Source organism: Marinobacter salinus, assembly GCF_001854125.1.
Taxonomy (GTDB): Bacteria; Pseudomonadota; Gammaproteobacteria; order Pseudomonadales; family Oleiphilaceae; genus Marinobacter; species Marinobacter salinus.
The window spans coordinates 3,560,825-3,574,603 of record NZ_CP017715.1; the positions used below are offsets into that span (position 1 = coordinate 3,560,825).

Genomic DNA, 13,779 nt, shown 5'->3' on the forward strand with positions numbered 1-13,779 from the left:
GCTCCTTGTCGTTTTTCGCAATCCTATTATCGCTCAGTTTTTGGCTGCGCGAGCTTCCAGCCGGTTCCGGCCATTACGTTTGGCGGCATACAGTGCCTGGTCCGCAAGCCGGAGGAACTGTGCGGGTGAGTCTTCCGGCCCCGGGATACCAGTGGCCAGTCCGATACTGATGGTGAGTTGGATCTCACTTCCTGAAAACACGATGGTTTTTTCTGCCACGGCTTTTCGGAAGCTGTCGAGTCGCTGGATGATGTCCTGTCTGGCCTCATAACTGGTAAAAATAACGAACTCTTCGCCTCCGAACCGGGCCAACCGATCGGTTTCCCGTCGAAAATGAGCTCTCATGGTGTTTGCCAGCGACTGCAGGCAAAGGTCACCGGCCTCGTGGCCATGGGTGTCGTTGATGTTTTTGAACAAATCGGCATCGACCATAGCCGTTGCAAAGCCGGTGCCATGCCGCTGACACCACTGGAAGCTCTTTCGGAATTCCCGGTCAAAATAGATCCGGTTTCCAAGCTGTGTAAGGTCGTCAGTCACGCTCAGTCGGGCGAGGCTTTCATTAGCGGTTTCAAGTTGCCGGTTGAGCCGCCCCAGCTTGCGATTCCAGTAAACCAGCATGGCCGTGATCAGAGCAACCACCGCCAGCAACTGCCACACCAGTGAGTAGTCTACGGATTGCTCAATGCGAATGTTGCGCCAGTAGCTTTGCAGGTTGTGTCGTTCCGACGGGGTGAGGCTGTTGACGAGCTTTTGCATGATGCCCAGGAGGATCGGTTCGTCATTGATGGTGGCTATGGAAAGAGACCAGTCGGCGGGAATCCGGCCAATCACCTTGACGTCTGCCAGCCCGAGTTGCTGCATGTAATAACTCGCCGTGGCCAGGGTTGTGACATAGCCTTCGATTTGGCCGTCCTGAAGCATTCGCAGGCCTTCGGTCTCGTTTGTGACTTCAACCAGTTTCAGGCCCGGGTACCGGTTCTCCAAGAGCTCTGAAAAGGCATAATCCTTGACAATGGCGACTTTCTTGTCGCGAAGGTCGCCAACATTCTCGATGAACGGAGCTTCAATACGCCCGAGGATGATGTTGGGCACCTGGAGGTAGGGATCGGTAAAGTTCAGGTAGTTCGTGCGTTCCGGTGTTTTCATGGCCATAGCGAGCATGTCGCAGGCACCCGACTTTACCGCTTCGAGGCTTTCCGGCCAGGATGTGGTGGCAACGTGGCTGAAATGAATATCGCCTCGTTGCTGGAAGAGCCGGATCACCTCGGCGGACAAGCCCGTGTGGTTCCCGGAGGCATCCACGCCCTCCAGGGGCAGCCAGTTGTTGTCGATACAGTAGCTGATATCGTGGTTCTGGTCGTCAAGCCACGCCTCTTCTGCCGGTGAGAAACGGATTTTTTCGTCGGCTCTGAGTTTCAGGGTGCTGCCCGCACCGAGCCAGCGGTTTTCAATGGTATTCATCTCTGTCGGGCTGATTGCAGCGAGCGCCTGATCAAGGATGTCCGCTAATGGCGCGAGGGTGCTTCGCACGCCGAAGCGCAGATCTTCGCCGGAAGGCTGACCCTCAAGGGCCAGTTCACCGGCAATGTGGACCCCTGGAATCCCGAGTTCCCGTACCCAGAAGTTACCGTTTGGAAGTGCAGCCAGTACCACATCAACCCGATCGTCTGCGAGTGCTTCGAACATGGCTTCCTGGGAGGTGAAGACCCGGGCACCGGCACCCAGCTCGCGGGTTACCGGATCCTCGTAATAGATATCGGAGCCAAGGGCGACCGAGAGCCCTTTCAGGCTTTTGAGGCTCGTAAACTGAAGACTCTTGTCTTTGGTAAAGGCAACGTTGGGGATAGTGTAATAAGGCTCGGTAAAACGGGTGAACGAGAGGCGTTCCGGATTTTTGGACATGTTGGCGAGCACATCTATCTCACCGTCTTCGAGCATTGGCAGGAGGTCGGACCACTGCCCACCCACAGGTATGACCTGCAATCCCGTCAGGTCTGCCAGGCGATCCAGGACATCTACCGTTAGCCCCTGAAGTTTACCGGCGTCCCGGAAGCTGAAGGGGGAATAATCCCGCATAACGCCGACACGCACCGGCCCCAGCTCTTTAAGAAACCTGCTCTGGCGAGTACTCGGAGTGAAACTCTTCGTCTCGGTAAGGCTTGCACCGCCAAATTCCTGCCAGCGTTCGAGCAAGTCTGCTCTCTGGTCGTCGGGAATGGCATTGAGCCCCTGTTGGATTTTTTGAAAGAGGTCAGGGAGGTCCTTGCGAACCCCTATGCGGAAATCCTCCTCAGCTAACTTTCCCAGCGGAGCCGGGCCTGCGATCTCCAGAAAACGAAAACCGGCATGAGTCGCCTGATATTCGAGGCTGAGTTGTGGCCCGATGATGACGTCGACCCATCCAAAGGCGAGAGCCCGGACCATGCTGGCAATTGAGTCATAGGTGTTCAGGTCAACACCGCTCTCTTCGAGAAGGCCTCGGTAGTAGATGTTTTTCACCACACCAACTTTCAGACTTTTGAGATCGCCCAGCGTTTTCACCTGGCCAACCGGGTGTGCGCTGTCCTGCATCAGAAAGGTTTGGCGGATGTGGTAGGGATCCGTAAACAGGATCTCTTCAGCACGCTCCGACCGATAGGAAATGCCGTCAATCGCGTCCAGTTCACCGCGCATGAAGGCCGCGTAGATTTCCGGCCAGGTTCCGGCACGGAATTCGAACGTCAGACCGCTGTTGGCGGCAATTTCCCTGAGAATGTCCACCGAAAAGCCGGCGGGGGTGCGCTCCTCGAAGAAGGAGTAGGGCTTGTCATCAGCCAGTATACCGATGGTGAGTGCGGTTTTTGATGCCGCTTCGTTGCTGTCCTGACCATTAACCGGAGACGAAAAGGCCAGGACCGTAAGGCAGAGCAGCCCCAGCCAGATGAGAATGGTCGAACGACGGGGAGGGAAAAAATCACTCATCGGGTTGCCGGTAGTCCGCTACTGCCACTCGTTCAAGTGTAGCCTTTGGAACCGGTTTTGCCCAAAATGATTACCCCGCCAGATGCTGGTTCAGCCAGGCGGACAGTTGTGATGCAGGCATTGCGCCGCTCTGGCGGGCTACTTCCCGCCCACCCCGGAACAGGATCAGTGTCGGAATGCTTCGAATGCCATACTGCCCGGAAGCCTGGGGAGCTTCTTCGGTGTTCAGTTTTGCGAAGGAGACTTTCCCCGCCCAGTGTTTGGCCGCCTGCTGGAATTCCGGTGCCATAGTCTTGCAGGGACCGCACCAGCTGGCCCAGAAATCCACCAGTACTGGCAGGTCGGACTGGGTTGCGAAGGCTGACATGGCGGCATCGGTCAATGTGGCAACATCGCCATTGAGGAGGGGCTTTTTGCAGGCGCCGCAATTGGGTCGTTCACCAAGCCGTGACGCAGGTACCCGGTTGGTCCTCAGGCAATGGGGGCATTTGATCTGAAGTGGATCGGACATAGGGTTTCTCTCCAGTCATGTTAGTGACCGACTTCCCGTCGATTTGAGGTAAAGTCTGTCTTATAAACGGGAATCAATGAATGGTCAGTGTTTCACAAGCTGATACCGGACGGAACAGGAAAGGAATGTATGTCTTTGAACGAAACCTTTGATTGGCGAGCCACGCCCGCGGCCGTCTGGCGTCGTCATCGCTCCGGGCTGAGAGCCGTCCGCCGGCTGGACCCGGTAAAATGGGATGACCTCACAGGCATCGACCAACAGCAACAGGCGCTGGCCCGGAATACTGAGCGTTTTCTGGCCGGGGAACCGTCCAATAACGTGTTGCTCTGGGGCTCCCGGGGAACGGGCAAGTCGTCGCTGATCAAGGCGCTGCTGAACCGCTACAGTGAGCGCGGATTACGGATGATTGAAGTAGACAAGGACGACCTGGTGAATCTGCCAGAGATTGTTGACGATATCTGCGACCTGAGTTTCCGCTTTGTCATTTTTTGTGATGACCTGTCCTTCGACGTCGGGGAGTCGGGCTATAAGGCGTTAAAGAGTGTGCTGGAAGGGTCGCTGGAACTGCCACCGGAGAACGTCCGGGTCTACGCCACCTCCAATCGTCGCCACCTGATGCCGGAGTTCATGTCGGACAACCTCAAGAGCGAGATGCGAGACGGTGAGCTGCATCCGGCTGAGGCCATTGAGGAGCAAGTCTCGCTGGCCGACCGCTTTGGTCTACAGCTGTCGTTCTATCCGTTTTCACAGGACGTCTACCTGCAGGCGGTGGACGCCTTGTTCCCGGAAGTCGAGGACCGTGACAACCTGCACCGGGAAGCCATCCGGTTCGCCACCGGCAAGGGCGTGCGTAATGGACGTACGGCACAGCAGTTTTTTCGTCAGGTCGGCCGTGCGTCCTGATGGCTTTGGCATGAACTCTATTGTCCAGTTTCTTTACATCTCAGCGGAGGCTTGGTGGCCTTAGAAAACTGATCAATTAATAACCGATTATTTCACATGCATTTTGTTCCTGCTGGCTCGTTTTTGGCTGCGTTCTTAATGGCAAGTCAACTAACAAGCAAAAGGAACTCGCGATGAATGCTATTAAAACCCTGACTGCAGCGGCTCTGGCTGCGGCCGTCTCACTTCCGGTGTCAGCCGCTGTTATCAACGTAAACACGGTCGGTGGCATTTGGAATAATGTTGTCGGTGGCGCGAATGTATCCGGTATTGGCACCAACGAAATTCGTTGGGGCATCACCTCAGGCCAACAGAGTGGGTATCGGTTTGACGGCAATGCGCCGGTTAATAACCTGGATATCAATGATATTTTCACGGTTGGTGATATCACCCACTTCAACTACCCGATCGGTTCTGGTTCCGGGATTACTCAAGCCCAGCTGAATATCTCGGTGAATCTGGATATTGACGGGAATCCCGCTACCAATGGCGGCCCCTTCACGTTTACGTTCCTGCATAACGAAACCCCCAACACCGGCGGTGGCAATTGCTGCAATGACATCGTGAATTTCCAGAATCTCGTCACCAGCGATACCTTCGTAATTGACGGAACGCTGTACACGATGGAGCTCATTGGTTTCCTTCAGAACGGGAATCCCACTACGTCGTTCAGCACCATCGAGGGGCAGGCGAATACTGCCCAGCTCAGGGCACGCTTCACCGCTGCAGTGCCTGAGCCCGGAACACTTGCACTACTCGGGCTTGGTCTGGCTGGATTGGGTTTTTCCCGCCGTAAAAAAGCCTGACACTGACTCGCCAGCCTGAAAAAACGGAGACCTGATGGGGCTCCGTTTTTTATTGCCGTTTGGCCAGCTTCAGGAACCGGTGGTGGATGGTGCGAACGCCAAAAAACACCAGGATCATGGTGGTGGGGATAGCGACGCCGAGTATCAGTGACTTATTAAAGCTGAATCCGGCGTCATACATGGAGTCCAGTCCCAGCTTCAGCAGGCCGATCAGGTAGTAGGAAATCGCGACTACTGAGAAGCCCTCAACGGTATGTTGCATCATCAGCTGAATTTTAGAGCGCCGGTCCATGGAGGTCAGTAACTGTTGATTCTGGCTCTGGATCGCCAGCTCCACGCGTGTGCGCATCATGTCCGAGGCACGATCCACGCGTTTTGAAAGGTCTTCCAGCCGCTCACTGACGGCTTCGCAGGTTTTTACCGCCGGGGTCAGCCGGCGAGTCATGAATTCGGTAATGGTCAGGTGGCCGGAGAGTTCGTCTTCCCGAAGTTCGTCAAGCCGGGTCAATACCAGCCGGTGATAGGCGCGGGTGGCGGAGAATCGGAACGTGGAGTGGGCCCGAAAGGCTTCAATCCGGGCTGCAATATTGGTCAGCTGGGCCAGCAGTTTCTGTTCGTCGACGTCCTGATTGTCTGCAAGCGCCTGGGTGATGATGGCCAGTTTCTGGTCCATGTCGTTCAGGGATGGCGTGATTTCCCGTGCCACCGGGAGCGCCAGAAGGGACATTAACCGGTAGGTCTCAATTTCCATCAGGCGCTGGGTCAGCCGGCCCAGCTGGCTGTCTGACATGTGATGGTTCATCACCATGAATCGGCCAAAACCGTCACTGTGCAGCTTGAACGTGCCCCAAACTCGGGCGGCGCCCTCCTGGGGACTGCTGCCAACCAGCCTCATGCCTTCGAAATGCTTGCGCACGTAGGCCAGGTCGTCATTGGCATTTTCGGTAGCCGGGCGAATGTCCAGGTGGAAGGCTGCTACCAAGGTGCCTGCGAGCGCCTCCAGCCAGCCTTCCGGCAAGGGTGAAATTCCGGTTTCTGAAAAGGGGGCATCGTCACTGATGGCAAGATTGGTAAAGGTATAGGTGGCAAACTCCATGTGCATTTCCCGGCGCACACGGAGGGTGCCGAATGTCTGCTCGAAGCAGCCTACCTCCTGTTCCGGCCATGGGTGGCCGAGGAGGCGGTGCAGTTCCTGCAGGTGCAAGAACTGCTGTCGCCGTTGTTCTGGCGTTGTCAGGACCGCTATCTGGGTAACGCGGGCCGGCGTTGGCAGAACCTGGAACGGGCGTGAGTGCAGCTCGTCGTATAGATCATCCCGCAGGGGATGGATGTCTAAAGATTCCAGTCGTGCGCTCACGGCGGTGTCCTGTGTTCAAGTATTGGCTGCAGGGATGATAACGCGGAAACGAACCCCGTCAATGGTACCTTGGACGGCATTGGACGCATCAACCCTCGCGCCATGGTAGTCGGCGATGAGCCGGACGATGAGCAATCCCTGACCCAGATGGCCTTCCTCCCTGCCGTCCCTGAATGACACGAACGGGCCGAAGATATCCGTTGCCTGTGCCTCGGGAAGAGGCGGACCCTGGTTGAACACGGAAAGGCACAGTTCGCCGGGCGTGTGCTCAAGGTCTACTTCTATCAATCCGTTCACAGGTGCGAAATCCCGGGCGTTATCCACCAGCTTGTCCAGAAGCTGAACCATAAGTTCCGGTGAGCCGGTCATGTTGCAACCGCTCGATGGTCCGGTGTAACGAATCCGATGTTGTTCGTCCAGGGCCTGATAGGCATCGGTGGCCTGGGCGACAACGTCAGCGAGGTCAAATACTTCCTTGTCTGCGTGGTCGAAACTCTGTTCAAGCCTCGCCGCTTCGCTCATACCGTTCAGAATCTGGCGCAGCCTGTCGGTGGCGCTGGCCGCCCGGTCAATGTATTGCTGGCGCTCGGTTTCAGACTCGCTGTGGCTCAGGTTCTCAAGGGATGATCGGACCACGGCAACCGGCGTTTTCAGTTCGTGGGAGAGACGCCTTGAGAAACTTTCAAGATAACGGTTATAGCCGTGAAGGCGATCCACCATCTGGCTGAAATGACGCTGTAACTGCCCCAGCTCATCCTGGGCCCGGGAAACCGGGAGTGTGCCAGTGATTCGCCCATCTTCATCGATGCTGGCGCTGACCGCACGCTGCAGGCGTGCAATGCGCCAGGATAGCCAGCTGGCATAGCCAAGAAGGACCAGGGTCAGGCCGACGATGATCAGGGTGCTACGGGCAATAACGGAGCCCAGCGTTGAGCCTGAGAGCGTTAGCAACTGGTCCAGTGACTGTTCCAGAACCAGCTGGCGACCGCCGAACACAGGCTCTTTGGTCATCAGCCAGGCGCTGCCATCCTCATGCTTTACCAGCCCGTCGGGTGGCAACGCGTCCAACGTCACTCGGGTAGTGTCTGAGCGGATCGCCACCGGGTCCGGCTGGTAAATCTGGATCAGGGCCCGGAGAGCGTTAAGGCTGATCTGCTCCACAACCTGCAGAGGGCTGAGCTGATCAAACTCCGGAGAAGGCTCCCTTGAGGGGGCGTTCTGCCTGGCCGTTAGCCAGCCTCCTGGCTCCAGCACCCGCACGCTTTGCCCCTTGTTCAGGCGAGGTTGAAGCTTGCGTTCCAGTCCTCGGTTTCGACTGACCAGAATCGGAAGCGGATTGAGGGAGGTTGAGACGCCGGTGATTCCGTCATTTTCCGACCAGCGGGCGGAGAACCCGAGGCGGCTTCCCTCCGGAGGAGAAGGCAGTCGCAGTTCCAGTTGCCACCCTTTGTTGGTTTGCGGCCAGAAGCCGTGAACACGATAGTCGGCCCGGTCAGCTCGTTTGCCCGTGAGGCCGTAGACATCGCCTGGTTGGGTTGTGCGGATAAGCCAGGAGTGTCTCAAAGCGCTCTGGGTGACGTCACTGCCGGAGGGTTCCAGCCAAAGCTCAAGGCGATCATAGGGCTGCTGCGGGGATGCAGGATTGAAACGATCCGGTTGCCTGTTGCTGACCCGAATCAGCAAATAGGTATGTCGGCCATCGGAAGCCGCCTGCCACTGGAGCATGGGTTCACCCGGCTGTGGAGCCTGCCCCGCTGCCTGCCATGTCTGGAATTGCTCGCCTTCTTCGAAGCCGGGCCAGTCGTCGGCATAGCCGTCCAGGTTAATCTCACGATCGATCGGCTCGACATAGATTGCCGGGATGTCCGCCGTTACCGGCGTCTGCCCGATCAGCTCATCGCCCACGGCTTGTGCAAGCCGTTGGGCCTGCTCGCGGAGTTGCTCGCGGGCTTGCTGGCGCAAGGCATCGTCAAGCTCCAGCACGAATTGCAGGCCGGCCCAGGGAATAAACAGCATGAGCAGACTGGCAACGAGGAGTTGGCGTTTAAGGGTCAACAGTCAAACCTCATGTGCGTTCCATCGGTATCCCATGCCATAGGCGGTCTGTATGCCATCAAAGGTACTGTCCAGCTGAACAAACTTCCGTCGAATGCGCTTGATGTGGGAGGTCACCGTATTGTCATCCAGCACTGTGCTGGCGGCTTCCATTAACTGGTCTCTGCTCCGCACATGGCCTGGATGCTGCACCAGTGAGTGCAGCATCCAGAATTCAGTGACGGTCAGGTCGATGGGCCGGTCGTCCCAGGCGACCGTCATCCGGTCCACGTTCAGCGCCAGGCGACCTCGTTGCAACACTTCATCCGGTTTTTGCAGGGCTTCCGCCCAGGCCTCGGCCCGTCGCAACAGGGCGGTTATCCTCGCCAGCAAATGGTCCATGCTCATGTCTTTGGTGACGTAGTCGTCGGCGCCAAGCCGCAGGCCATGTACTGAATCAATGTCACTGTCCCGGGCGGTCAGAAAAATGATCGGCAGGGTCTGAGACAGTCCCCGGAGGTCCTGGCACAGGGCAAAGCCGCCCTCAGGTTCGTCGCCCAGGCCAACGTCAATAATGGCCAGGTCCGGCAGTCCCTGCCGCAACACCTGCCAGGCAGATGACCGGTCACCATAGACGGACACCCGGTATCCCCGGCGTTCAAAAGCGACGCGATAGTTGTCGCGGATGGCGGGTTCGTCCTCGATCAGAACAATGTGCTTTTTCATGAATACGACAGCTTGGCTTGGTAATGAAGCTCTATTTAAACATGGCGGGGGAGGAGAACAAGGGCGAAGCCGTGTGATGTCATAATTGATCACTTTTCGCGGCCGGAAAGTCCGCTTTTGCCACCTCAGGAACTTGCGGGATTGCTGAAATAGCGGCACATCGCCCAATCATGCAGTAAAAGGATCCCGACATGATGCTCTCAGGCAGTCTTTTCAAGCTCACTCCCACCCTCACGGATAACCAGCACCGTCGATTGCGACGCCTGTTTGAGGGTATAAGTCTTTGGCTGGCGGTTCTGTTGATGCTGTTTGTGCACCCGTTATATGCCGAAGCGAGACAGGACGGCACAGAGTCCGCGGGTCTGCTGAGGTTTGTGGACGATGGCGGCCGTTGGCAGGAGCCGGCCATCATTCTGGACAGTGAATTTGATGTCCGCGTCAATGGACTGATCGCCGAGAGCCGGCTTTCCCGTCGGTTTCGCAACGCCAGTGACCGCTGGCGGGAGGGCGTGTTTGTATTTCCATTGCCGGACAATGCCAGTGTTTACGGGCTGACCATGAAGGTTGGCGAGAGAACGATTGTTGGCAAGGTGCGGCCAAGGGCGGAAGCACGTAAAACCTATGAAACAGCGAAAGCGTCGGGCCGTCACGCTGCCAGCGTTGAGCAGCAACGTTCGAATTTGTTTACCGCGCGGGTGGCGAACATCCCGCCGGGTAAAACGATCGCTGTCGAGCTCCGCTTCCAGCAACCGGTCGATTACCGGTCGGGCGTGTTTGAGTTGCGCCTGCCGACAACGCTGATGCCCCGGTACATTCCGGGCAAGCCGATAACGGAACAGCCACAGGAATGGCAGGGCGGCTGGGCGGTGCCTACTGACGAAGTACCGGATGCCGGCGCGATCAGTCCTTACACGGTCCGTGCTGGAGATGTGTCTGACATCAGTCATCGGGCGTCGATTCGGATGGCGATTGATGCAGGTCTGCCGTTGGCAAGGGTGTTCAGTCCCACCCACCGGCTGGAAACACGGCTGGATGGCCAGAAGGTGGAAGTGCAGCCCGAGGGAGGGAAGATGCTGATGAACCGGGACTTTGTCGTGCGTTGGCAACCCATGGCCGGACAGGAACCAACGGCAGCGGTTTTCCACCAGCGCTGGCATGAGAAGGATTACCTCATGGCGATGGTAGTCCCCGGGAAGGCCAGTGGGAGGGTATTGCCCCGCGAACTGGTGTTCGTCATTGATACCTCGGGCTCCATGGCGGGCGAGTCCATCCGGCAGGCCAGGAGCGCCCTTCAGCGGGGGCTGAACACGCTCAGGCCCAACGACCGGTTCAATGTCATTCGGTTCAATAGCCAGACCCACGCCTTGTTCATGCAGCCTGAAATGGCCAATGGCAACAACCTGGCTCGTGCCCGTGGTTACGTGGATCGCTTGCACGCGGACGGCGGAACGGAAATGGCTCCCGCACTGGCGATGGCGCTGCAAACACAGGAGAGTCAAAGCGAGAAACCTGCCGGTCTGGTCCGGCAGGTAGTATTTATTACCGACGGTGCGGTGGGCAATGAGGCTGCCCTGTTCGATCAGATCCGCCAACAGCTCGGTGACCGCCGCTTGTTTACCGTAGGCATTGGCTCGGCACCCAACATGCACTTCATGCGAGAGGCTGCCCGATGGGGCCGTGGGGTTTATACCTCCATTCAGGATGCCTCGGATGTCAGTGGCCCCCTTGAGGCGCTTTTTTCAGCCATGGAGGCGCCGGTGTTGACCGATATTCAGGTGCAATGGCCGTCCCCCGCCGAGAGTGGGGGAGGTGCTGTGAACAGCACTGAGAGTTTGCCCGCACGACCGGGAGACCTGTTTCAGGGTGCGCCTCTGGTGCAGGTTACTCAGGGAGTGGCGCCCGCTGGGCTGCTGAAAGTATCGGGAAAGTTGCCTGGCGGGAAAATCTGGGAGCGTTCGCTGGATCTACAACAGGCGGCATCGGCCAGTGGCCTGCATCGTCATTGGGCGCGGGAGAAAATCGACAGTTTGCTGGATGAGGCGAAAACAAGCGGGCAGGAGCCGGACAAACCGTTTATTACCGCACTGGCCACCGGGCATGGCCTGATGTCGCCGTATACGAGCTTTGTGGCCGTGGATGCGACGCCTGCGAGGCCGATATCCGAACCTCTCGCCACGGATTCCCTGCCAACCTTGCTGCCGGCGGGCAGCGCGAGCAGCATGTTGCGCTACCCCCAAACAGCCACCATTGCCCCGTTGCTTACGGCGCTGGGCCTGACCGGTTTGATGTTTGCCGTCGCTATCGGTTTGCTGCAGCGGAGGACCACCGCATGAGCCGCCTGTTACTGTTGCTCTTAACATCGTCCGCCACTGTGCTGGTGTTCGGGCTCTGGATTCCGTTGAAAGCTGTAGTTGCGCAGGAGCTACTGGAAATGGCCTGGGCAGAAAGTCAGGCCCGGCAAACCCAAACCCGCCCCTGGCCCTGGGCAGATACCTGGCCTGTTGCCAGACTGACCGTGCCAACCCTTGGCAGCTCAATGATTGTTCTGGCAGGCGGACATGGCGAAAGCCTGGCATTCGGGCCGGGGCAGGTTCTGGGCAGCGAGAGCGGTGCTGGCCCGATTGTCATTGCCGGCCATCGCGATACCCATTTTCAGCAACTACAGTACCTTGAGGCAGGGAGTGAATTGCGACTCCAGGGGCGTAATGGTGACTGGCAGAGTTACCGGGTTTTGACGGCCCGCGTTGTCGACAGCCGGTCGGAGCGGATTGATACCCGGCAGCTGGCAGATGATGCCCTGCTTCTGGTGACATGCTATCCCTTTGACAGCATGAATGCGGGTGGCCCGCTACGCTATGTGGTGGAGGCCCGCGCAGGCCTGTCCCGTGATCGTGATCCAATTGACACTGTTGCCGGGACATGAGTTTGGCGTACACTTGTGCGCCAAAATTTGGTGACAGAGTTGTGTTTCATGGGTGCTTTGAGAAAATTTCTGGCATGGTTAAGCGTTCCGCTGATCTGCCTGTTTGCGTTGGTACTTTACGTCGCACGTCCCTTCAATCCGGACAATAACCGTTTGTTGGGCAGGTCTGTGGCTCGTTTTGGGCGCGTTTTGTTGGGCATGGAGCGGCCTCTCGAAGGGTGGGAAAACATGCCTAAAGATCGGCCAACGGTCGTGATCGCCAATCACCAGCACAATGATGACCTGTTTGTGGTGGGGGATTTGCTGCCTCCGCGCACGGTAACGGTGGGTAAATCTGCGCTGCTGTGGGTTCCATTTTTCGGTCAGGTGTTCTGGCTGGGTGGTAACGTGGTTCTCAACCGGGCCCGTTCACACAAGGCTATCGCGGTTATGCAGGCAACCAGTGATGCTCTTGCCCGTGATCGCAAAAGCCTCTGGGTTTTCCCGGAGGGAACCCGCAGCCGTGGTCGCGGCCTGCAAAAATTCAAGAAGGGCGCGTTCCACGCTGCCATCGCCTCCGGCGCTCCGATTACCATCGTTTGTGCTCGCCAGTACGAAGACAAAACCATTGGTTGGAGTGGGCGGCGAGAGCCGGTACCTGTCCGGATTCTGCCACCGATTGAAACCACCGGCATGACCACCGACGACATCCCCGACCTGATGGCCCGCTGCCACCAGCAGATGGCGGAAACCATCGCCACGCTGTAGAGGGCCTGATCGGCACCCCGTGGGAAATCCTTGAAGCACCAGCGGAAACAGGGCAGTCTTTGCGAGTCTTACCATTTCGTTCAAAGACCCTCAGGGAGAGGCATGAAATGAACCTGATATTGTTTCTGATTATCGGTGGTGTGGCCGGCTGGCTGGCCGGATTGATTATGAAGGGTCGTGGGTTCGGTGTTCTGGCCAATATTGGTATTGGCATCGTCGGCTCATTCATTGGCGGTTTCGTGTTCCGACTTCTTGGCCTGATGGCTCATGGCGCGGTTGGTGAGCTGGTGACAGCGACGTTTGGCGCCATATTGTTACTCGCTATCGTCAGCGCAATCAAAAAGGCCTGAATATGATCGTACCCGTTACCGGAGTGTTCGCCGCTGTTCTCGGCATTCTTTTGCTGGTGCTTTCGGCGCACGTGGTCAAGTTCCGGCTTAAATACAGAAAGGGCCTTGGCGTTTCCGATGACCGTGATTTTGAATCAGCGGTACGGGCGCATGCCAATCTGGTGGAGTATGCACCGCTCGGACTGATCATGCTCGCGATTGCCGAGCTCAATGGCGTTTCCGGCGGCCTGGTCTACTGGGTCGGAATGGGGCTGGTCGTCGGGCGCATTTTGCATGCCTGGGGAATGATTAACGGTCGTGGTGGCCCGCATTGGGCTCGCATGAGCGGGATTCTTCTGACATGGCTGGCCATTCTGCTGACCGCACTCTTGCTGTTCTGGAACGTATGGCAAGTCTACGGCGGTTAATCCACTTTGCCGCGA

At 57.6% G+C, this 13,779-nt stretch carries 12 protein-coding genes; 7 read left to right on the top strand and 5 right to left on the bottom strand.

Annotation, left to right across the window (positions count from 1 at the left end):
• Positions 1–33: 33 nt before the first annotated feature.
• Both BKP64_RS16470 and trxC read right to left on the bottom strand, forming a co-directional pair.
• Positions 34–2,961, bottom strand: coding sequence for a transporter substrate-binding domain-containing diguanylate cyclase (locus BKP64_RS16470; RefSeq protein WP_083329247.1), 2,928 nt, complete (start codon positions 2,959–2,961; stop codon positions 34–36).
• A 70-nt stretch (positions 2,962–3,031) separates the two neighbouring features.
• Entirely contained in the window at positions 3,032–3,472 is a 441-nt protein-coding gene (gene trxC / locus BKP64_RS16475; RefSeq protein ID WP_070972586.1) for a thioredoxin TrxC, read from the bottom strand.
• A 129-nt stretch (positions 3,473–3,601) separates the two neighbouring features.
• Here trxC and BKP64_RS16480 point away from each other — a divergent pair, with 129 nt between their 5' ends.
• Entirely contained in the window at positions 3,602–4,375 is a 774-nt protein-coding gene (locus BKP64_RS16480) for an ATP-binding protein (RefSeq protein ID WP_070972588.1), read from the top strand.
• A 173-nt stretch (positions 4,376–4,548) separates the two neighbouring features.
• Positions 4,549–5,220 carry a THxN family PEP-CTERM protein gene (locus tag BKP64_RS16485; RefSeq protein ID WP_070972590.1) on the top strand — a complete coding sequence of 224 codons (672 nt, stop codon included), beginning with the start codon at positions 4,549–4,551 and terminating at the stop codon, positions 5,218–5,220.
• A 49-nt stretch (positions 5,221–5,269) separates the two neighbouring features.
• Here the strand turns inward: BKP64_RS16485 and BKP64_RS16490 are convergent, their stop codons facing one another.
• From BKP64_RS16490 to pdsR, 3 genes are read right to left on the bottom strand one after another with little or no spacing between them, the layout of a single operon-like run.
• Entirely contained in the window at positions 5,270–6,577 is a 1,308-nt protein-coding gene (locus BKP64_RS16490; protein ID WP_070972592.1) for a DUF3422 family protein, read from the bottom strand.
• Between the two features lie 15 nt (positions 6,578–6,592).
• The gene (locus tag BKP64_RS16495; RefSeq protein ID WP_070972594.1) at positions 6,593–8,632 is read right to left on the bottom strand and encodes an ATP-binding protein; all 2,040 of its coding nucleotides are present in this window, start codon (positions 8,630–8,632) and stop codon (positions 6,593–6,595) included.
• Between the two features lie 3 nt (positions 8,633–8,635).
• Complete coding sequence (gene pdsR / locus BKP64_RS16500; RefSeq protein ID WP_070972596.1) at positions 8,636–9,337, bottom strand: proteobacterial dedicated sortase system response regulator; 702 nt, start codon at positions 9,335–9,337, stop codon at positions 8,636–8,638.
• 191 nt (positions 9,338–9,528) lie between these two features.
• Between pdsR and BKP64_RS16505 the strand changes: the two genes are divergently transcribed.
• The 5 genes from BKP64_RS16505 to BKP64_RS16525 all read left to right on the top strand — a co-directional run bounded on the left by BKP64_RS16505 (position 9,529) and on the right by BKP64_RS16525 (position 13,764).
• The gene (locus BKP64_RS16505; RefSeq protein WP_070972598.1) at positions 9,529–11,670 is read left to right on the top strand and encodes a marine proteobacterial sortase target protein; all 2,142 of its coding nucleotides are present in this window, start codon (positions 9,529–9,531) and stop codon (positions 11,668–11,670) included.
• Entirely contained in the window at positions 11,667–12,260 is a 594-nt protein-coding gene (locus BKP64_RS16510; protein WP_070972600.1) for a class GN sortase, read from the top strand. Before BKP64_RS16505 ends, BKP64_RS16510 begins: the two co-directional genes overlap by 4 nt.
• A gap of 48 nt (positions 12,261–12,308) precedes the next feature.
• A complete protein-coding gene (locus tag BKP64_RS16515) occupies positions 12,309–13,007 on the top strand; it encodes a lysophospholipid acyltransferase family protein (protein WP_070972603.1) in 699 nt (232 codons plus the stop codon).
• 107 nt (positions 13,008–13,114) lie between these two features.
• The gene (locus BKP64_RS16520; RefSeq protein ID WP_070972605.1) at positions 13,115–13,357 is read left to right on the top strand and encodes a GlsB/YeaQ/YmgE family stress response membrane protein; all 243 of its coding nucleotides are present in this window, start codon (positions 13,115–13,117) and stop codon (positions 13,355–13,357) included.
• A gap of 2 nt (positions 13,358–13,359) precedes the next feature.
• Positions 13,360–13,764, top strand: coding sequence for an MAPEG family protein (locus tag BKP64_RS16525; RefSeq protein ID WP_070972607.1), 405 nt, complete (start codon positions 13,360–13,362; stop codon positions 13,762–13,764).
• Positions 13,765–13,779 lie beyond the last annotated feature (15 nt).

Bases quoted from the DNA above. Each gene is read 5' to 3' on its own strand.
- BKP64_RS16470 (WP_083329247.1), bottom strand. From the start codon at position 2,961: ATGAGTGATTTTTTCCCTCCCCGTCGTTCGACCATTCTCATCTGGCTG.
- trxC (WP_070972586.1), bottom strand. From the start codon at position 3,472: ATGTCCGATCCACTTCAGATCAAATGCCCCCATTGCCTGAGGACCAAC.
- BKP64_RS16480 (WP_070972588.1), top strand. From the start codon at position 3,602: ATGTCTTTGAACGAAACCTTTGATTGGCGAGCCACGCCCGCGGCCGTC.
- BKP64_RS16485 (WP_070972590.1), top strand. From the start codon at position 4,549: ATGAATGCTATTAAAACCCTGACTGCAGCGGCTCTGGCTGCGGCCGTC.
- pdsR (WP_070972596.1), bottom strand. From the start codon at position 9,337: ATGAAAAAGCACATTGTTCTGATCGAGGACGAACCCGCCATCCGCGAC.
- BKP64_RS16505 (WP_070972598.1), top strand. From the start codon at position 9,529: ATGATGCTCTCAGGCAGTCTTTTCAAGCTCACTCCCACCCTCACGGAT.
- BKP64_RS16510 (WP_070972600.1), top strand. From the start codon at position 11,667: ATGAGCCGCCTGTTACTGTTGCTCTTAACATCGTCCGCCACTGTGCTG.
- BKP64_RS16515 (WP_070972603.1), top strand. From the start codon at position 12,309: ATGGGTGCTTTGAGAAAATTTCTGGCATGGTTAAGCGTTCCGCTGATC.
- BKP64_RS16520 (WP_070972605.1), top strand. From the start codon at position 13,115: ATGAACCTGATATTGTTTCTGATTATCGGTGGTGTGGCCGGCTGGCTG.
- BKP64_RS16525 (WP_070972607.1), top strand. From the start codon at position 13,360: ATGATCGTACCCGTTACCGGAGTGTTCGCCGCTGTTCTCGGCATTCTT.